The 18,946-nt window shown below is 72.1% G+C and carries 18 protein-coding genes; 8 read left to right on the top strand and 10 right to left on the bottom strand.

Annotated features, from left to right (window positions below; all coding sequences use genetic code 11):
• Positions 1 to 16 precede the first annotated feature (16 nt).
• The 5 genes from ACZ52C_RS04955 to ACZ52C_RS04975 all read right to left on the bottom strand — a co-directional run bounded on the left by ACZ52C_RS04955 (position 17) and on the right by ACZ52C_RS04975 (position 2,956).
• A complete protein-coding gene (locus tag ACZ52C_RS04955) occupies positions 17 to 649 on the bottom strand; it encodes a TetR/AcrR family transcriptional regulator (RefSeq protein WP_469073461.1) in 633 nt (210 codons plus the stop codon).
• Positions 646 to 1,302 carry a DUF4166 domain-containing protein gene (locus tag ACZ52C_RS04960; RefSeq protein WP_469074143.1) on the bottom strand — a complete coding sequence of 219 codons (657 nt, stop codon included), beginning with the start codon at positions 1,300 to 1,302 and terminating at the stop codon, positions 646 to 648. Before ACZ52C_RS04960 ends, ACZ52C_RS04955 begins: the two co-directional genes overlap by 4 nt.
• Positions 1,303 to 1,412: 110 nt before the next feature.
• Positions 1,413 to 2,159, bottom strand: coding sequence for a hypothetical protein (locus tag ACZ52C_RS04965; protein WP_469073462.1), 747 nt, complete (start codon positions 2,157 to 2,159; stop codon positions 1,413 to 1,415).
• A 156-nt stretch (positions 2,160 to 2,315) separates the two neighbouring features.
• Entirely contained in the window at positions 2,316 to 2,615 is a 300-nt protein-coding gene (locus ACZ52C_RS04970; RefSeq protein ID WP_469073463.1) for an MTH1187 family thiamine-binding protein, read from the bottom strand.
• Positions 2,612 to 2,956, bottom strand: a complete 345-nt coding sequence (locus tag ACZ52C_RS04975) for a DUF3817 domain-containing protein (RefSeq protein WP_469073464.1) — start codon at positions 2,954 to 2,956, stop codon at positions 2,612 to 2,614. The genes ACZ52C_RS04970 and ACZ52C_RS04975 overlap by 4 nt, the downstream gene beginning before the upstream one ends.
• A 160-nt stretch (positions 2,957 to 3,116) precedes the next feature.
• On the opposite strand from ACZ52C_RS04975, the gene ACZ52C_RS04980 reads away from it, so the two are divergent.
• The 4 genes from ACZ52C_RS04980 to ACZ52C_RS04995 all read left to right on the top strand — a co-directional run bounded on the left by ACZ52C_RS04980 (position 3,117) and on the right by ACZ52C_RS04995 (position 5,813).
• Positions 3,117 to 3,749 (top strand): AIM24 family protein, encoded by a 633-nt coding sequence (locus tag ACZ52C_RS04980; RefSeq protein ID WP_184903697.1) that lies wholly within the window; start codon positions 3,117 to 3,119, stop codon positions 3,747 to 3,749.
• Position 3,750: 1 nt separating this feature from the next.
• A complete protein-coding gene (locus tag ACZ52C_RS04985; RefSeq protein WP_230220440.1) occupies positions 3,751 to 4,401 on the top strand; it encodes an AIM24 family protein in 651 nt (216 codons plus the stop codon).
• 2 nt (positions 4,402 to 4,403) lie between these two features.
• Positions 4,404 to 5,201: an AIM24 family protein gene (locus tag ACZ52C_RS04990; RefSeq protein WP_045558901.1), complete on the top strand. Its 798-nt coding sequence runs from the start codon at positions 4,404 to 4,406 to the stop codon at positions 5,199 to 5,201.
• 135 nt (positions 5,202 to 5,336) lie between these two features.
• Positions 5,337 to 5,813 (top strand): MarR family winged helix-turn-helix transcriptional regulator, encoded by a 477-nt coding sequence (locus ACZ52C_RS04995; RefSeq protein WP_045558902.1) that lies wholly within the window; start codon positions 5,337 to 5,339, stop codon positions 5,811 to 5,813.
• 100 nt (positions 5,814 to 5,913) lie between these two features.
• Here ACZ52C_RS04995 and ACZ52C_RS05000 read toward each other — a convergent pair whose 3' ends face one another.
• Positions 5,914 to 7,335 carry a sensor histidine kinase gene (locus ACZ52C_RS05000; RefSeq protein ID WP_469073465.1) on the bottom strand — a complete coding sequence of 474 codons (1,422 nt, stop codon included), beginning with the start codon at positions 7,333 to 7,335 and terminating at the stop codon, positions 5,914 to 5,916.
• Positions 7,332 to 8,000 carry a response regulator transcription factor gene (locus tag ACZ52C_RS05005; protein ID WP_045558904.1) on the bottom strand — a complete coding sequence of 223 codons (669 nt, stop codon included), beginning with the start codon at positions 7,998 to 8,000 and terminating at the stop codon, positions 7,332 to 7,334. Before ACZ52C_RS05005 ends, ACZ52C_RS05000 begins: the two co-directional genes overlap by 4 nt.
• 182 nt (positions 8,001 to 8,182) lie before the next feature.
• Here ACZ52C_RS05005 and ACZ52C_RS05010 point away from each other — a divergent pair, with 182 nt between their 5' ends.
• Positions 8,183 to 8,899, top strand: coding sequence for a PepSY domain-containing protein (locus ACZ52C_RS05010; protein WP_469073466.1), 717 nt, complete (start codon positions 8,183 to 8,185; stop codon positions 8,897 to 8,899).
• Positions 8,900 to 9,129: 230 nt separating this feature from the next.
• On the opposite strand, the gene ACZ52C_RS05015 is transcribed toward ACZ52C_RS05010, so the two are convergent.
• The 3 genes from ACZ52C_RS05015 to ACZ52C_RS05025 all read right to left on the bottom strand — a co-directional run bounded on the left by ACZ52C_RS05015 (position 9,130) and on the right by ACZ52C_RS05025 (position 12,990).
• Positions 9,130 to 10,425, bottom strand: coding sequence for an MFS transporter (locus ACZ52C_RS05015; RefSeq protein WP_469073467.1), 1,296 nt, complete (start codon positions 10,423 to 10,425; stop codon positions 9,130 to 9,132).
• Positions 10,426 to 10,777: 352 nt separating this feature from the next.
• The gene (gene meaB / locus ACZ52C_RS05020; protein WP_469073468.1) at positions 10,778 to 11,734 is read right to left on the bottom strand and encodes a methylmalonyl Co-A mutase-associated GTPase MeaB; all 957 of its coding nucleotides are present in this window, start codon (positions 11,732 to 11,734) and stop codon (positions 10,778 to 10,780) included.
• 53 nt (positions 11,735 to 11,787) lie between these two features.
• The gene (locus ACZ52C_RS05025; protein WP_469073469.1) at positions 11,788 to 12,990 is read right to left on the bottom strand and encodes an acetyl-CoA C-acetyltransferase; all 1,203 of its coding nucleotides are present in this window, start codon (positions 12,988 to 12,990) and stop codon (positions 11,788 to 11,790) included.
• Between the two features lie 148 nt (positions 12,991 to 13,138).
• Here ACZ52C_RS05025 and mce point away from each other — a divergent pair, with 148 nt between their 5' ends.
• The 3 genes from mce (at position 13,139) to ACZ52C_RS05040 (ending at position 18,903) form a co-directional block, all read left to right on the top strand.
• Positions 13,139 to 13,579, top strand: coding sequence for a methylmalonyl-CoA epimerase (mce, locus tag ACZ52C_RS05030; protein ID WP_045558907.1), 441 nt, complete (start codon positions 13,139 to 13,141; stop codon positions 13,577 to 13,579).
• A gap of 276 nt (positions 13,580 to 13,855) precedes the next feature.
• Positions 13,856 to 17,707 carry a polarized growth protein Scy gene (gene scy / locus ACZ52C_RS05035; RefSeq protein WP_469073470.1) on the top strand — a complete coding sequence of 1,284 codons (3,852 nt, stop codon included), beginning with the start codon at positions 13,856 to 13,858 and terminating at the stop codon, positions 17,705 to 17,707.
• A 257-nt stretch (positions 17,708 to 17,964) separates the two neighbouring features.
• Positions 17,965 to 18,903: a coiled-coil domain-containing protein gene (locus ACZ52C_RS05040; protein WP_013000631.1), complete on the top strand. Its 939-nt coding sequence runs from the start codon at positions 17,965 to 17,967 to the stop codon at positions 18,901 to 18,903.
• The last annotated feature ends 43 nt before the right edge of the window (positions 18,904 to 18,946 follow it).

The raw sequence follows: 18,946 nt of genomic DNA on the forward strand, positions 1-18,946 counted from the left end.
CCCCGCACCCCACACCTCAACGCCCCGCGGCCCTCCGCAACTGATGCCGCACCGCCCGCTGCGCCACCGGCCCGAGCCCATCGAGCGCGGCAACAAGCCCCGCGAGCTGCTCCAGCGCCCCGAGCGCCTCCCCCGCCCCCTCCGGATCGACCCCCTCGTACAGCTCCAGCCCCACGAACGACGCCGCCACGGCCCGCGCCAGCCCACCCGCGTCGGCGAACTCCCCGAGCGGCGAGGCGGCGAGGACCCTGCGCAGCACCCCCTCGACCTCCGCGATCCACAGGTCCAGCCCGGCGGCCGTCGCCGGTGCGAGCCGAGGGTGGGTCTGCGCCCCCGCGAGGAGTTGCCCCAGCACGGCCACATGCCCCGCCGCCCGCTCCTCCACGTGCATCTCCCGCCCGAAGGCCAGCAGTTCGGAGAGCGAGCCGATCGCCGCCATCCGCTCCCGGTGGCGGGCGACCCGCTGCTCCGCCCCGTACCGGCAGGCCGCCGCCAGGAGTTCGTCGACCGACCCGAAGTGGTAGAAGACGAGCGCCTGGTTCACCCCGGCGGTCGCGGCGATCGTACGGGCGGACGTCTTGGCGATCCCCTGCTCGACGAGCGTCCGCAGCGCGCCCTCCAGCAGCTTCGTCCGGGTCGCCCCGCTCACGCCCGCGCCTCCTCACGGACCGGCCGCAGCCCGGCCCGGACCCCGCACACCCGGACGTCCTGGTAGGTCGCGGTGAAGGAGCCCTCGTAGCCGAAGAGCGGCCCGAAGTGCCGGTTCACCACCCGTACCTGGATCCGGAAGCGTCCCGTCCGCTCGTCGAACCGCTCCCGCACCTCGGCGTCCGCGCCGATGAGCCCGGGGACCCGGACGTCGAGGGGCCCCTCGCGGAAGCGGTGCTCGCCGGAGCGGATCAGCAGCGACCCGTCGGGCTCCGCGCGGAAGTACAGGTCGCTGGCGAGGTGCTGGTGGGTGCCGAGGTAGTCGAGGACGCGGTCGCCCTTGGGGCTCAGCACCATCTGGGCGTCGAACCGGCGGGACCGGCCGGGCAGGTCGAAGGTACGCACGAAGGTCACCGTCTCACGGCCGAAACCGTCGGTGTACGGCACGTTCTCGATGGTGAAGGGAACGTGCCGCCCCTCGCGCGGGACGAGGATGTTCCGGGTGCCTCCGAGCGCGAGGAAGGGTTTCACCAGGCCCCGCCCGTGCCAGACGCGGTCCATCACCCCCCGGCCCGTGCACGCCTGTCCGCTCGCCAGTCCGACCGAGAAGCGGCGACGCAGCTCGGGGTGCAGCCGCTCGAAGTCGGCGCCCATGACCGTACGGAAGATCGAGGCCGGAGAGGCCGGGGAGACCGGAGAAGCGGGGGAGGCCGGCGGGGCGGAGGGAGACGGGGTGGTCCCCGGAGTCGTGGCGTCCACGCCGGTCATCCCTTCAGGGTCGCGAGCAGTCGGGGCGCACGCGCACGTGCGGGTGCGGTCCGCACACAGCGGCGGGCGGACGGGGTACCGGGCAGGGGCGGCGCCAACAGGGCGGCCAGGACCGCCGACACGGCCAGGACCGGGGTCGCGAACAGCGCGAGCGGCGCCAGGGCGCCCGCCGGGTTCCCCAGCGCCCCGTACGCGAGGCCGGCGCAGGCGGCCAGGACCGCCAGCACGCGGACGGCCGCCTCGGCGAGCCAGTGCCGCAAGGCCCGCTCGGGGGTGATGTCCCGCTCCAGCCACAGGCGGAGTCGGTCGAAGGACCAGGCGGTGGCCCAGCCCATGAGCGGGCGGAACAGCATCCGGTCGACGAGGGCGCCCGGCCGGCCCCAGCGGGGGCGGTAGTCGTAGCCGGTGAGGAAGCGCACGCCGTCGCCGTCCGGGACGTAGCGCCAGTAGCCGCTGCCCTCGGCGATCAGGGAGAGCAGGTGCGGCGAGGCGAACCGCAGCGCTGAGGTGCGGGTGCCGTCCGGCCGCTCCCTCTCCCCGGCCGAGACGCCGGTCCCGGCGACCGTCAGGCCGGGGAGCACGCGGGTGGCGTACCGGAAGCGCTGCGGCTCGCCCTCCGCCCGCGGGAGGTGGCCGATCTCCGTGAACCGGAGGTCCCACCGCTGGTGGAGGGCGGGCTCCTGGGTGCGGGCCCACACCTCCTCCAGGTCCGCCCGTACTCGTGCCTCGATGTAGAGCCCCATCCGCGTTCCCCCAGGCCGACGACTTTTTTGAGCGACTGCTCAACCTGTCGGGGACGACCGTACTCCGATTTGAGCGATCGCTCAAACAGCAGGGCATGGAAAACCCCGGTCCTCGGGGACCGGGGTTCCGGCGGCCGCGGCAGCGCCCGCGGCGGGCTACGACGGCTCGGACAGGTGGCGCTCCACCGTCTCCACCTTGGACGTGAGGCCGTCCGTGACGCCGGGGCGGATGTCGGCCTTGAGGACGAGGGAGACGCGGGGCGCGCGCTTCTCGACGGCGGCGACGGCGCGGCGTACGACGTCCATGACCTCGTCCCAGTCACCTTCGATCGAGGTGAACATGGCGTCGGTGCGGTTCGGCAGACCCGATGCGCGGACGACCCGGACGGCGTCGGCGACGTAGTCCCCCACGTCCTCGCCGACACCGAGGGGGGTCACGGAGAAGGCGACGATCACGCGTTCACGATCCCTTCCTTGCGGGCGCGGGTGGCGATCACGGCGTCCTCGGTCTCGCGGCGCAGCCTGCGGTCGGCGAAGAAGCCGCCGGTGGGCAGGACGGAGAGGACGAAGTAGAGCGCGGCGGTCTTCAGCGACCACTTCGTACGGTTCCAGGCGTCGGCCCAGAAGATCAGGTACAGGACGAAGAGGCCGGCGTGGACCCAGCCCATCACGGGCACCGCGTTGAACTCCGTGGTCCGCTTCAGCACCGAGCAGACGAGCAGGAGCAGGAAGGAGACGGCCTCGGGGGCGGAGACGAGGCGCAGGCGGCGGAGGGCGGAGACGGTCTTTGTGTCCACGGGTCACCTTCGGTGGGGTCGGTTTGTGAACGGAAGCACAAGCTCGGCCCATTCTGGCATCCGCCGATCGCCCGGCGTCCCTAGGGTCCCTTCGGGGTCGAGATCCACCCCTGGGCCCTGTCCTGTCCGGCCATCGGCCGGTTAACGTCACCCCGTGGCAATGTTCCGACTTCAAGGCAGCAAAGTGCTGGCCGTCGACATGACCGGGGACGCCGTGAAGGCGAAGAACGGCTCGATGGTCGCCTACGACGGTCAGATGTCGTTCAAGAAACTGAGCGGCGGCGGTGAGGGCCTGCGCGGGATGGTGACGCGGCGACTCACAGGTGAGCAGATGACGTTGATGGAGGTGACCGGGCAAGGGACCTGCTGGTTCGCGGACCGGGCGTCCGAGATCAACCTCGTGAATCTTCAGGGGGACAAGCTGTACGTGGAGTCGAGCAATCTGCTCGCGACGGACTCCGGGCTGCGTACGGGCACGAGCTTCACGGGGCTGCGCGGCGCCTCGCAGGGCAACGGCCTGTTCACCACGACCGTCGAGGGCCACGGCCAGGCGGCGATCATGTCCGACGGCCCGGCGGTGGTGCTCCGGGTGAGCCATCAGTACCCGCTGACGGTGGATCCCGGGGCGTACATCGCCCACCAGGGCAACCTCCAGCAGTCCTTCCAGTCCGGTGTGACGTTCCGCACGTTCATGGGCGAGGGCGGCGGCGAGGCCTTCCAGATCCGCTTCGAGGGCGACGGACTCGTCTACGTCCAGCCCAGCGAGCGCAACACGGTGGCGGGGGACGTCTGACATGGCCTTCCGTGAGATCAACTCGAAGATGATCGAGGCGACCGTGCTGCCGGGCCAGCGGCTGTTCAGCCAGCGCGGCGCGATGCTCGCCTACAAGGGCGAGGTGTCCTTCACCCCCAACATCCAGGGCGGGCAGGGCGGTATCGCGTCGATGATCGGCCGCCGGGTGGCGGGCGAGGCGACGCCGCTGATGACCGTCGAGGGCAGCGGCACGGTGCTGTTCGGTCACGGCGGCCACCACATCCAGGTGATCAACCTGACGGGCGAGACCCTCTACGTCGAGGCCGACCGGCTGCTGGCCTTCGACGGCACCCTCCAGCAGGGCACGATGTTCATGGGCTCGCAGGGCGGCGTCATGGGCATGGTCCGGGGCCAGGTGACGGGCCAGGGCCTGTTCACCACGACCCTGAAGGGGCACGGCGCCGTCGCGGTCATGGCGCACGGCGGGGTGATCGAGGTCCCGATCACCCCCCAGCGCCCGGTCCATGTCGACCCGCAGGCGTACGTGGCGCACCACGGCGACGTACGCAACAAGCTCTCCACCGCGCTCGGCTGGCGCGACATGGTGGGCCGGGGCTCCGGCGAGGCGTTCCAGCTGGAGCTGAGCGGCAGTGGTGCGGTGTACGTCCAGGCCTCGGAGGAGAAGCTGTGAGCATGTACGGGGCCCCGGTCGCCGGTCCGACCGTCCACGACCCGATGACGCTGCCGTCCGACGACAACGTCAACAACTACACCTTCTGCGTGGAGCTCAAGGGGAGCCAGTGGTTCCTGCAGAAGGGCAAGATGATCGCCTACTACGGCCAGATGGAGTTCAACGGCATCGGACACGGCCGTCTCGGCGGTCTCGTCCGTACGTCGTTCCATTCGCCTCTGCACGCGAGCGACTGGGTCGTGGCGGAGGGGTCGGGCAAGATGCTCCTCGCCGACCGGGCCTTCGACGTCAATTCGTATGACTTGGAGGACGGCAATCTCACCATTCGCTCGGGCAACCTCCTCGCTTTTCAGCCAAGTCTCGCGCTGAAGCAGTCGATCGTCCCGGGCTTCCTGACCCTCATCGGCACGGGCAAGTTCGTGGCCGCCTCCAACGGCCCGGTGGTGTTCATGGAACCCCCCATCCGGGTGGATCCGCAGGCCCTGGTCGGGTGGGCCGACTGCCCCTCGCCGTGCCACCACTACGACCACACCTACATGTCCGGGGTCATGGGCGGTCTACGTGCGATGACGGGGATCGGCGGGGCGTCCGGCGAGGAGCACCAGTTCGAGTTCGTCGGGGCGGGCACGGTGCTGCTCCAGTCGTCCGAGACGCTCATGGCCGAGCAGGCCACGGGCGTGGTCCCGCACGAGCCGGGCGTGCCCGGCGGCGGTGGGGTACCCGGGCATCACGGACAGCCGGCGGGGGCACCGCGCCTTCCCGGACAGCTGGGGGACCTCCAGCGTCGCTTCGGGCTGTGAGCGGTAGTCTGCGGAGTGTGACATCGAACGTGTGCGCGTTGTCATGCTCCAACCCGTAAGACCCGACCTGTCCGCACGAGAGACACACCCGACCCTCACTAGTTCGCATTTCAACATTTTAGGTAGACTTCATTCATGGAGACCGAAACGGCCACGCGCTGGCTGACCGATGCGGAGCAGTGCGCCTGGCGCACCCATCTGGACGTCAACAGGCTGCTGACGCATCAGCTCGAAAGGGATCTGCAGCCGTTCGGCCTGACAATGAACGACTACGAGATCCTGGTGAACCTGTCCGAGTCCGAGGGGCGGCGGATGCGGATGAGCGACCTCGCCGCCGCCACGCTCCAGTCCAAGAGCCGCCTCTCGCACCAGATCACCCGGATGGAGAACGCCGACCTGGTGCGCCGGGAGAACTGCGAGTCCGACCGGCGCGGGCTGTTCGCCGTGCTCACGGAGCACGGCATGGCGACGATGCAGCGGGTGGCTCCGCACCATGTCGCCTCCGTGCGGCGGCACTTCATCGATCTGCTGTCGGAGGAGGCGATGGAGGAGCTGCACAAGTCGCTGGTGCCGATCGCGGAGCACCTCCGGAGCCATCGGGGTAAGCCGTAGCGCTCCGCTCGGGGGCCGGTTGAGCGCCGGGGGGACTGCGGGTCGAGTGTCGGCCGCGGGTCCGTCGTGGCCGGTCGCGCAGTTCCCCGCGCCCCTGGGCCTACCGCGGGAGCCGTAGCTCGAACAGTGCGCCTCCGCCGGGGGCGTCGTCGATCGTCAGGGTGCCTCCGTGGCGGGTGGCGATGTCCCTGGCGATCGCGAGCCCCAGGCCCGCGCCGCCGTCGTCCCTCGCCCGGGACTCGTCCAGGCGGACGAAGCGTTCGAAGATGCGCTCCCGGTCGGCCGGCGGAACACCCGCGCCGTCGTCGGTGACCTGGAGGACCGCCAGGTCGGGCGTGGTGCGCAGGGTGACGGCGACGCGGCTGCGGGCGTGGCGGGCCGCGTTGTCCAGGAGGTTGCCGAGGACCCGGCAGATCTGGTTGCGCGAGCCGCGCAGTTCCACCGCGTCCACGCCGTCCAGCGACACGCCCTTACGGGACTCCACCTCTTCCCGTACGACCCGCGCCAGGTCGAACCGCGCGTCCGGCGGCGGCCGCTCCCCCGCGTCCAGACGGGCGAGCAGCAGCAGGTCGGCGGCGAGGCTCTGCAACCGCACGGTGTCCTCGACCGCCCCGTCCAGGTCCAGCAGCTCCGGGTGCGCGGCGCCCACCTCCAGCTGCGTGCGCAGCGAGGCGATGGGGCTGCGCAGTTCGTGCGAGGCGTCCGCGACGAACGCGCGCTGCCGCTCCACCGAGGCCTCCAGCGCGGCCAGCGTCTCGTTGGTGGTGCGCGCCAGCCGGGCGACCTCGTCGTGCGTGCCGGGCTCGGGGACGCGTCGGGTGAGGTCCTCGGACGCCGTGATCGCCGCCATCTCCGCACGGATGCCCTCGACGGGCCGCAGCGCCCGCCCGGTGACGACGTACGTCACCCCGCTCACGGTCAGCAGCAGCAGCGGCAGCCCGATGAGCATCGTGGTGAGCGCGGTGCCGACGGCCTCCTCCTCGATGGAGAGCGGGGCACCCGCGTAGACGGTCAGCGGCACCCCCGCCGGCGTGACCACGTCGACCCCGGCGAACCGGTAGTCCGCCGTGGCCCCTTCGACGGTCGCGGTGCCCTCGCCGTACCAGGTCTCGTCGGCGACCTGACCCGCCTTGAGGCTGCCCTCGTCCTCGGCGTCCCGGTCGCCCTCCGCCCGGTCGTCGGCGTCGTCGTTGGTCTCGGAGTTCAGGCGGTCCGAGTCGATGGCGGTCACGTCCATGCTCTCGACGTCCTCGCCGACGGCGACGGGCTTCTCGTCCCGGTCCAGGACCTCGACCGGGTTCTCGTCGCCGTCCGGCAGCCGCAACTCGGCGTAGGCGAACCCGTTCGCCAGCGCGGAGGCCGCGTTGCGGGCCACGGAGTCGGCCTCCGCGTCCGCCTTGTCGGTGAGGGTGAACCGCAGCGAGAGCAGGACGGCGGCGCCGGCGGCGACCAGGGCAACCGCGACGACGACGGTCGCGGCGAGGGTCGCACGGGCCCGTACCGAGCCGAGACGGCGTTTCACGAGCGGCCCTCCAGTCTGTATCCGGCCCCGCGCACGGTCTTGATGAGCGGGGAACCGAGCTTGCGGCGCAGCGCGCTGATGTAGACCTCGACGATGTTCGGGTCGCCGTCGTAGGCGAAGTCCCAGACGTGCTCCAGGATGTCGGCCTTGGAGACGACCTCACCGGCTCTCAGGACGAGTTGCTCCAGGACGGAGAACTCCTTGGTGGTGAGGGTGATCTCGTCGTCGGCGAGGAACACGCGCCGGGCGGCGGTGTCGACCTTCAGATCGCCGACCTCGTGCACGGGCGAGGCACCGCCCGAGGGGCCGCGCCGCCGCAGCAGCGCCTTCACCCGGGCGACCAGGACGACGTACGAGAACGGCTTGGTCAGATAGTCGTCGGCGCCCGTGTCGAGGCCCTCGGCCTCGTCGTACTCGCCGTCCTTGGCCGTGAGCATCAGGATCGGCACGTCGTGGCCGGCGGCGCGCAGGGCGGCGCAGACGCGGTAGCCGTTCATGCCGGGCAGCATGATGTCGAGGATCACGAGGTCGTACGACCCCTCGCTCGCCCGGTGCAGTCCGTCGATCCCGTCGTGGACGACGTCCACGGCGTACCCCTCTGCCGTCAGGCCCTTGGCCAGCGACACCGCGAGCCGCTTCTCATCTTCCACGATCAACAGGCGCATGCGTTCAGCTTGGCAAACCGAACCTGAAGCGGTCTTCAGGGGGCTTCAGGTCCGCTTCAGCGTCGGTCGGCCAGATTGGTCCACGTCGAAAGCAGACGAGGCGGACAAGCCCGGAAAAGCCCCGCTGCGACCGCGACATCATCCGTAACTGGTCGCAGCCAGTCGCATCCTGGAGGAACCCCATGAAGCGCAACATCGTCATCGCCACCGTCACGGCCGTCGCCCTGATCGGCGGCGGCACCGCGACCGCCATCGCGGTCTCGGGTGACGACGAGGCGCCGGCGAAGAAGACCGTGTCGGTGTCGAACGACGACAACGACCGCGACGACGCCAACGACGTGAACGACGACTCCGACGACACCGCCCAGGACAGGGCGGACGACAAGGCCGAGGACCGGGCCGCCCGTGACACGGACCAGGACGCCGACGACAAGGCCGAGAACGCGGCCGAGGCAAAGGCCGGTCAGGTCACGGCCGCCGACGCGATCGCCACCGCGCTGAAGTCCAAGGCCGGTACGGCCGTCTCCGCCGACCTCGACGACGAGGGCACGAACCTGGTGTGGGACGTCGACGTCCTGACCGCCGGTGACAAGTGGTTCAGCGTCCAGATCGACCCGAGCACCGGCAAGGTCCTCGGCACGCACGCCGACCGCGACGACGACGGTGACGACGCCGCCGAGACCGCGCAGATCCGGGCCGCCCTGAAGGGCAGCTCCGTGACCGCCGCCGAGGCCGCCGAGGCCGCCGCGGACAAGGGCACCGTGACCTCCGTGGACCTCGACGAGGAGAGCACGGACCAGGCCTGGGAGGTCGACACCACCGCCGCCGACGGCACCGGCAGCGACTGGAGGGTGAACCTCGACTCCGGCAAGCTGACCGCCGACCGCACGGAGGACTGACCCACGCGGTCCCGTCGAACCACCGGGAGGACCGACCCCGCCGACCCCCCTCGGCCGGGCGTCGCCCTCCAGGAGGACCGGCGCTCTCCCCCACACTCCGGGAGCCCGGTGCCTCCTTCCACACCGGGAAGTTCGCCACCTCGCCCCCCAGAGGTGAGCGGCCTTCCTCACCCCAGGTAGGGGCACCCGACACCGGGTGCCCCTACCGCCGTTCGCGCGGTCGGCTCATCTCACGGCGATTCCGTCACCCCCGCCTCCGCGCTCCCGACCCGCTCGGTCCTGCGCCCCTCCGCTTCCGCCTCCGCCTCCGGCAAGGCTCCACGGCCTCCCCGGCTCCCCACGCCCACGGCCGCCGCCGCGAGCAGGGCCGCGCCGCCCGCGAGGGCGAAGCCGAGGGCGGGCGAGACCCGGTCCACCAGCAGCCCGGAGCCGGCCGCCCCCGCCGAGACGCCCGCGTTGACGGCCGTGTTGACCCAGGCCCCGGACCGGGTGCGGGCGCCGGGCGGGGCGGAGGCGTCCGCGACGAGGTACGCGGTGGTGAGGGCCGGGGCGACGAAGAGCCCGGCACAGACGACCGCGCCGGTGAGGACCGCCAGGTTCGGGGCGAGCCCGGCACCCGCGAGGGCGAGGCCCAGCCCGGCCGCCGGCAGCGACAGCCGTACGCGCGCGCCGGAGCGCCACCCGACCGCGCCGTACAGCAGCCCGCCGACGGCGCTGCCGGCGGACAGCGCGGCGAAGATCCAGGCCACCACGTCGTCCCCGTGGCCCCGTTGTTCGGCGAAGGCCAGCACCAGCAGGTCGAGCGCGCCGAGCGACAGTCCGACGCCGCCGGCCGCGACGACGGGCGGCACGATCCCGGAGACGACCCACGAACCCCGTCGGCCCGCGGGCTCCTTCGGGACCGCGCTCCGCCCCGGGAGGCGCGCGACGGCCGGGGAGGCGGCGAACGCGAAGGTCCCCGCCGCCACCAGCACGGCGCCCAGGGCCACGGCGGCGGCCGGAGGCGCGATCTGCACCACCGCGCCCACCACCAACGGCCCCGACACGAACAGCAGTTCCTCCGCGACCCCGTCGAGGCTGTACGCGCGCGGCAACAGCCCCCGGTCGGCGGCGAGTTCGCTCCACACCGTGCGCATCGTCGGTCCTAGCGGCGGCGTGCAGGCGCCCGCCGCGACCGCGATCGCGCCCAGCACCGGGGCCGAGGCGTCCGGCAGCCGGCTCGCCACCGCGAGCAGCCCGAGCAGCACGGCGTACAGCGAGGCCATCGGCGGCAGTGCCCGGCGCGGGCCGTACCGGTCGACGAGCGCCGCCCTCGCGGGCGACAGGAGGACACTGGTGGCACCGAACAGGGCCATGACCGTGCCGGCGACGGCGTACGAGCCCGTCGCCCGGGTCACGGCGAGCAGCACGGCGACCGGCACCATGCCGTAGGAGAGGCGGCCGACGAGTGCGGCGGCGAAGGTGCGGCGGGCGTACGGGAGGCGGAGCACCGCCGTGTACGACGGCCGCGGGGAGGTCGCGGACATGCGAAAGGTTCCTCACCGGGAGGCGTGAAAGGGACACCGATGCCCCGCGCGACGTCGACACGTCGTCTGCGGGAGGGGCGTCTCTACGCAAGGTGAGTGAACACGCGGCCAAGCTAGCAGCTCGCGACAGGGGGCGGGGGTTCGGGTGCGTGGGCGTCCGCGGGTGAATGGGGCTTCTCGCGCAGTTCCCCGCGCCCCTATGGAAAGGCCTGCGGCCTTTCCATAGGGGCGCGGGGAACCGCGCGAACGGGGTCCGGGGCGGAGCCCCGAGTCTTCGAGCGGGGGTCGAAGGCGGCGCGCAGCCCCTTCAGATGGGACGGGTGGGGGCGGCGGGGGCGAGAAAGATCCGAGGTCAGGCCTCCGTCAGGCCCGCCACCAACTCGTCGGCGGCCCGGTAGGGATCCAGTTCCCCCGCCACGATCCGTTCGGCCAGAGACTCCAGGCGACGGTCGCCGTGCAGGTCCCCGATCCGCTCCCGCAGCGCGGTCACCGCGATGGTCTCCACCTCCCGCGCCGCCCGCGCCCGGCGCCGCTCCGCGAGGACCCCCCGTTCCTCCATCCACGCCCGGTGCTTCTCCAGCGCCTCCACGACCTCGTCGATCCCCTCGGCCCGCGCCGCGACCGTCTTGACGATCGGCGGCCGCCAGTCGCCGGGCCCCCGGGACTCGCCGAGCCCCAGCATGTGGTTCAGCTCGCGCGCGGTCGCGTCCGCGCCGTCCCGGTCGGCCTTGTTGACGACGTAGACGTCACCGATCTCCAGGATCCCGGCCTTGGCCGCCTGGATGCCGTCGCCCATGCCGGGGGCGAGCAGCACCACGGACGTGTCCGCCTGGGAGGCGATCTCCACCTCGGACTGGCCGACCCCGACCGTCTCGACGAGGACCACGTCGCAGCCCGCCGCGTCCAGGACCCGGATCGCCTGCGGGGCGGCCCAGGCGAGGCCGCCCAGATGACCCCGGGTCGCCATCGAACGGATGTACACACCGGGGTCGGAGGCGTGGTCCGACATCCGCACCCGGTCACCGAGCAGCGCGCCACCGCTGAACGGCGAGGACGGATCCACCGCCAGCACCCCGACCCGCCTGCCGGCCCTGCGGTACGCGGTCACCAGCGCCGACGTGGACGTGGACTTGCCCACGCCGGGCGAGCCGGTGAGGCCCACGACGTACGCCCCGCCCGTGAGCGGGGCCAGTGACGCCATGACCTCACGCAGCTGCGGGGACGCCCCCTCCACCAGGGAGATCAGCCGGGCGACGGCCCGGGGCCGCCCTTCCCTGGCCTGTGCCACCAGCGTGGGGACGTCCTGCATCACAGCTCCGATCCAAGAAGACGAGGGCCACGTACGCCCGGAACCGACGGGCCTCAGGCCTTGGGTACCCGCACGATCAGCGCGTCACCCTGACCACCGCCACCGCACAGGGCGGCCGCGCCGACACCGCCGCCACGCCGCTTCAGCTCCAGGGCGAGGTGGAGGACGAGCCGGGCGCCGGACATGCCGATGGGGTGCCCGAGAGCGATCGCACCACCGTTGACGTTCACCTTTTCCGGGGACACGCCGAGGTCCTTCATTGACTGCACGGAGACCGCGGCGAAGGCCTCGTTGATCTCGATGAGGTCCAGGTCCGCCACCTCCAGGCCGTCCTTCTTCAGGGCGTGCCGGATCGCGTTCGACGGCTGGGACTGGAGCGAGTTGTCCGGACCGGCGACGTTGCCGTGGGCGCCGATCTCGGCGAGCCAGGTGAGGCCCAGCTCCTGCGCCTTGGCCTTGCTCATGACGACCACGGCGGCGGCGCCGTCGGAGATCTGCGAGGCGGACCCGGCCGTGATCGTGCCGTCCTTGGCGAAGGCCGGGCGCAGCTTGCCCAGCGACTCGGTGGTCGTCTCACCCCGGATGCCCTCGTCCTGGCTGAAGACGACCGGCTCGCCCTTGCGCTGCGGGATCTCCACGGGCGTGATCTCGGCGTCGAAAAGGCCGTTCTTCTGGGCGGCGGCGGCGCGCTGGTGGGACTGCGCGGCGATCTCGTCCTGCTCGGGACGCAGGATGCCGAGGCGGGTGTTGTGCTTCTCGGTGGACTCGCCCATGGCGATGTTCTCGAAGGAGTCCGTGAGCCCGTCGTGCGCCATCGCGTCGAGCATCTGGATCGCCCCGTACTTGTAGCCCTCACGGGACTTCGGGAGCAGATGGGGCGCGTTGGTCATGGACTCCTGGCCGCCGGCGACGATCACGTCGAACTCGCCGGCGCGGATCAGCTGGTCGGCGAGCGCGATGGCGTCGAGGCCCGACAGACAGACCTTGTTGATCGTGAGCGCGGGGACGTTCATGGGGATGCCCGCCTTGACCGCGGCCTGGCGCGCCGGGATCTGCCCCGCCCCGGCCTGGAGCACCTGGCCCATGATCACGTACTGCACCTGGTCGCCGCCGATCCCCGCACGGTCGAGGGCGGCCTTGATCGCGAAGCCGCCGAGGTCGGCTCCGGAGAAGGACTTCAGCGAACCGAGCAACCGTCCCATGGGCGTACGGGCGCCCGCGACGATCACCGATGTGTTGCCGTTCGAACCAGACATGAGGTGCGATCCCCTTCCAGCTTGCACAGCCGAGGAGTGAACGAGGGTTTACTTCGAATGTACTGAGTGGCACTCCGTGCCGTCATCGGGCTGTCGGTGTGATCGCTGGCACGTTGCGTAACCGTCCGAGGAGCGCTGCACTGACACCATGCTGACGCGAATCGACCACATCGGAATCGCCTGTTTCGACCTCGACACCACCGTCGAGTTCTACCGGGCCACGTACGGCTTCGAGGTGTTCCACTCCGAGGTCAACGAGGAGCAGGGCGTGCGCGAGGCCATGCTCAAGATCAACAGCACGGACGACGGCGGCGCCTCCTACCTGCAGCTCCTGGAGCCGACCCGCGAGGACTCCACGGTCGCGAAGTGGCTGGCCAAGAACGGTGAGGGGGTCCACCACATCGCCTTCGGTACGGCGGATGTCGACGGCGAGGCGGCCGCGATCAAGGACAAGGGCGTACGCGTCCTGTACGAGGAGCCGCGAGTCGGTTCCATGGGGTCACGGATCACGTTCCTGCACCCCAAGGATTGTCATGGCGTACTGACAGAACTGGTCACTTCGGCGCCAGTTGAGTCACCTGAGCACTGACCCCCGTACATATGGGCCGGTAGGGTTGGGGTCGGCCGTCGCCTTCGAGGGGGACGGCCCGGGTCCTGCCGCCTTCCGAGGAGCGGGATCCAAGGGCACCGCGGAGATCCATCAGCGGTTGTCCTAGGGCCGGGGTCCAGGTTTCGGGGGACGAGGGTGAGGGCGGCAGCCCGTGCTCCGCCGTTGATCTGACACCATGCCCCGGGGGCCCCGTTCGGCGGTTGGACGGAGCTCGTTTGCCAGAGGTTGCGACCAGGGGACGGATGGGACCGCGCAGTGCGGGGCTACGAACGCCAGGAGCGAGAGCCGGCGGCTGACGTCGACCACCTCTCTCGGTTCGAGGCCGAGATGGAGCGGCTGAAGACCGAGCGGGAAAAGGCGATCCAGCACGCCGAGGACCTCGGCTACCAGGTCGAGGTGCTGCGCGCCAAGCTGCACGAGGCGCGCCGCACCCTCATGTCCCGGCCCGCCTACGACAGCGGCGGCGACCTCGGCTACCAGGCCGAGCAGATGCTCCGCCAGGCCCAGATGCAGGCCGACCAGCTGCGCGCGGACGCCGAGCGCGAGCTGAGCCAGGCCCGGGCGCAGACGCAGCGGATCCTCCAGGAGCACGCCGAGCAGGCCGCGCGGCTCCAGGCGGAGCTGCACCAGGAGGCGGTCACCCGCCGCCAGCAGCTCGACCAGGAGCTCTCCGAGCGCCGTCAGACGGTCGAGTCGCACGTCAACGAGAACGTGGCGTGGGCCGAGCAGCTGCGCGCCCGCAGCGAGTCCCAGGCCCGCCGGCTCGTGGACGAGTCGCGCGCGGAGGCCGAGCAGGCGCTGGCCGCCGCCCGCGCCGAGGCCGAGCGGCTCGCCACCGAGGCCCGCCAGCGGCTCCAGAGCGACTCGGAGGCCGCCCGCAGCGAGGCCGACCAGATCCTGCGCCGGGCCCGCGCCGAGGCCGAGCGGCTGCTGAACGCGGCGTCCACCCAGGCCCAGGAGGCTACCGAGCACGCCGAGCAGCTGCGCACCTCCACCGCCACCGAGTCGGACTCCGCCCGCCGCCAGGCATCCGAGCTGAGCCGGGCCGCCGAGCAGCGCATGGCGGAGGCGGAGGCGGCGCTGCGCGAGGCGCGCGCCGAGGCCGAGAAGCTGGTCGCCGAGGCCAAGGAGAACGCGGCCAAGTCGATCGCCGGCGCCGAGTCGACCAACGAACAGCGCACGCGTACGGCGAAGGAGCAGGTCGCCCGGCTGGTCGAGGAGGCCACCAAGGAGGCCGAGGCGACCAAGGCGTCCGCCGAGGAGGTCGTCGCCGACGCCAAGGCCGCGGCCGAGAAGATCGTCGCCGAGGCCTCCGAGAAGGCCCGCTCGATCACCGCGGAGGAGTCCGCCTCCCAGCTCGCCAAGACGGCCAAGACCGCCGAGGACGTGCTGAACAAGGCGTCCGAGGAGGCCCGGAAGACCACCAAGGCCGCCGCCGAGGAGGCCGAGCGCATCCGCGCCGAGGCCGAGGCCGAGGCGGACCGGCTGCGGGCCGAGGCCCACGACCTCGCCGAACAGCTCAAGGGCACGGCGAAGGACGACACCAAGGAGTACCGCGCCAAGACCGTCGAGCTGCAGGAGGAGGCGCGCCGGCTGCGCGGCGAGGCCGAGCAGCTGCGCTCCGACGCGGTCGCCGAGGGCGAGCGGATCCGCTCCGAGGCCCGGCGCGAGGCCGTCCAGCAGATCGAGGAGGCGGCCAAGACCGCCGAGGAGCTGCTCGCCAAGGCCCGGACGGACGCCGACGAGCTGCGGCAGACGGCCACCGCGGACAGCGAGAAGGTCCGCACGGAGGCCATCGAACGCGCGTCCACGCTGCGCCGCCAGGCCGAGGAGACGCTGGAGCGCACCCGCAAGGAGGCCGAGCGGCACCGCGCCGAGGCCGAGGAGCAGTCCGAGGAGCTGAAGGCCGAGGCCGAGCGCGCCGCCCGTGAGCTGCGCGAGGAGACCGAGCGCGGCGTCGAGGCCCGCAAGGCGGAGGCGGCCGAGGAGCTGACCCGGCTGCAGGGCGAGGCCGAGGCCCGGCTGGCCTCCGCCGAGGAGGCGCTCGCCGACGCCCGCGCCGAGGCCGAGCGGATCCGCCGCGAGGCCGGCGAGGAGAGCGACCGGCTGCGCTCCGAGGCCGCCGAGCGCATCCGCACGCTCCAGGCGCAGGCCGAGGCCGAGGCCGAGCGGCTGCGCGACGAGGCCGCGTCCGACGCGTCCGCGTCCCGCGCCGAGGGCGAGGCCATCGCCGTACGCCTGCGGTCGGAGGCCGCGTCCGAGGCCGAGCGGCTGAAGTCGGAGGCCCAGGAGACCGCCGACCGGGTACGGGCGGAGGCACAGGCCGCGGCCGAGCGGCTCGCCACAGAGGCCTCTCAGGCGCTGGCCGCCGCGCAGGAGGAGGCCGCCCGGCGCCGCCGCGAGGCCGAGGAGCTCCTCGGCGCGGCCCGGCAGGAGGCCGACCAGGAGCGGCTGCGGGCCCGCGAGCAGAGCGAGGAACTGCTGGCCTCGGCGCGCAAGCGCGTGGAGGAGGCCCAGGCCGAGGCCGTACGGCTGGTCGAGGAGGCCGAGCGGCGCGCCATGGAGATGGTGTCGGCCGCCGAACAGCACGCCCAGCAGGTGCGGGACTCCGTCGCCGGGCTGCACGAGCAGGCCCAGGAGGAGATCGCCGGGCTGCGCAACACGGCCGAGCACGTGGCGGACCGGATGCGCCGGGAGGCCGAGGAGGAGTCGGACCGGGTCCGCGCCGACGCCTACGCGGAGCGGGAGCGGGCCGCCGAGGACGCCAGCCGGGTGCGCCGCGAGGCCCGGGAGGAGTCCGAGGCCGCCAAGTCGCTCGCCGAGCGCACGGTCGCCGAGGCCATCGCCGAGGCGGAGCGGGTGCGTTCCGACGCCTCCGAGCACGCCCAGCGGGTCCGTACGGAGGCCTCGGACACCGTCGCGCGGGCCGACCAGGACGCCTCGCGCACCCGTGCGGAGGCCCGCGAGGACGCCAACCGCATGCGTTCGGACGCGGCGACCCAGGCCGACACCCTGATCACCGAGGTGACGGCCGAGGCGGAGCGGCTGACCCGGGAGACCAACGAGGAGGCCGAGCGGGTCCGGGCCGAGTCCGTCGCCAAGGCCGACCGGCTGATCGGCGAGGCCACCGACGAGGCCGAGCGGCTGCGGGCCGAGGCCGCCGAGACGGTGGGGTCCGCGCAGCAGCACGCCGAGCGGGTCCGGGCCGACGCCGAGCGCGCGCGGGCCGAGGCGGAGGCGGAGGCCGACCGGCTCATGGCGCACGCCCGCGAGGAGGCCGACAACACCCTCGACCAGGCCCGCAAGGACGCCAACAAGCGGCGTTCCGAGGCCGCCGAGCAGGTCGACAAGCTCATCTCGGAGACGGCTGCCGAGGCCGACAAGCTGCTCACCGAGGCGCAGACGCAGGCCCTGCAGACCACCGCGGACGCCGAGGGGCAGGCCGACTCCATGGTCGGCGCGGCCCGCAAGGAGGCCGAGCGGCTGGTCGCCGAGGCGACCGTCGAGGGCAACTCCACGGTGGAGAAGGCCCGCACGGACGCCGACGAGCTGCTCGTCGGCGCGCGCCGGGACGCTACCGCCATAAGGGAGCGGGCCGAAGAGCTGCGTGACCGCATCACGGCCGAGATCGAGGCGCTGCACACGCGGGCCCGACGTGAGGCCGCCGAGACGATGAAATCCACCGGTGATCGCTGTGACGCGCTCATCAAGGCCGCCGAGGAGCAGTTGGAGAAGGCGACAGCCAAGGCCAAGGAGATCGTTTCCGAGGCGAACTCCGAGGCGGGCAAGGTGCGTATCGCCGCGGTGAAGAAGGCCGAGGGTCTTCTGAAGGAGGCCGAGCAGAAGAAGTCCACGCTGGTGCGTGAGGCCGAGGAGCTGAAGGCCGAGGCGATCCGCGAGGCCCGCCGTACGGTCGAGGAGGGCAAGCGCGAGCTGGAGGTGCTGGTCCGCCGCCGCGAGGACATCAATGCGGAGATCTCCCGTGTCCAGGACGTGCTGGTCGCGTTGGAGTCTTTTGAGGCCCCGTCGAGCGGCAAGGACGGTGGAGTCAAGACGGGCGCCGCGGCGGGTGCGACCCGTTCGGGTGGCAAGTCGTCAGACGGCTAGCGGTGCCGGGGTGTTGCGGGTATCTTCCCGCCCCGCCCTGGCTCTACGGACATCAATTTGTGCTCGTTCTGTGCTTGCCATCTGTGCCGTCTGTGCTTTCAGGACCTTTACGCAAAGTTTCTGGCAAGTATTCCGATGGTCGGCCACTCAAAAGGGGTGTCATTCTCCAGATCAAACGTGCATCTGCTCGATGACACGCCGCTTCGCCCCCTAGGATTCCACCTATCACCTCACCGGTCTCATTCGACAGGAACCCCATGAGCGACACTTCCCCCTACGGCTTCGAGCTTGTGCGGCGTGGATACGACCGCGCTCAGGTGGACGAACGTATCTCCAAGCTCGTCTCCGACCGTGACTCCGCTCTCGCCCGCATCACCGCCCTGGAGAAGCGCATCGAGGAGCTCCACCTCGAGACGCAGAACGCCCAGGCCGCGGTGACCGACGCCGAGCCGTCCTACGCCGGTCTCGGCGCGCGCGTCGAGAAGATCCTCCGCCTCGCCGAGGAGGAGGCGAAGGACCTGCGCGAGGAGGCCCGCCGCGCCGCCGAGCAGCACCGTGAGCTCGCCGAGTCGGCGGCCCAGCAGGTGCGCAACGACGCGGAGTCCTTCTCCGCGGAGCGCAAGGCCAAGGCTGAGGACGAGGGCGTCCGGATCGTCGAGAAGGCCAAGAGCGACGCTTCGCAGCTGCGTGCCGAGGCGCAGAAGGACGCGCAGTCCAAGCGCGAGGAGGCGGACGCGCTCTTCGAGGAGACCCGGGCGAAGGCCGCGCAGGCCGCCGCCGACTTCGAGACGAACCTCGCCAAGCGTCGCGAGCAGTCCGAGCGTGACCTGGCTTCGCGTCAGCAGAAGGCCGAGAAGCGTCTCGCGGAGATCGAGCACCGCGCGGAGCAGCTCCGCCTGGAGGCCGAGAAGCTGCGCACCGACGCCGAGCGCCGTGCCCGCCAGACGGTGGAGACCGCGCAGCGTCAGGCCGAGGACATCGTCGCGGACGCGAACGCCAAGGCGGACCGGATCCGTTCGGAATCCGAGCGCGAGCTGGCGGCGCTCACCAACCGCCGCGACTCGATCAACGCGCAGCTGACGAACGTGCGCGAGATGCTGGCGACCCTCACGGGTGCGGCGGTCGCCGCCGCGGGCACGCCGGTCACCGACGACGAGCCGATCTCCCGCGGGGTTCCGGCGCAGCAGTCCCGGTAACCGCGTCTCCTGCCGTCCCACCGGCCGAGGCACCACGGGCCCG

The organism is Streptomyces sp. NPDC034049 (assembly GCF_055575575.1).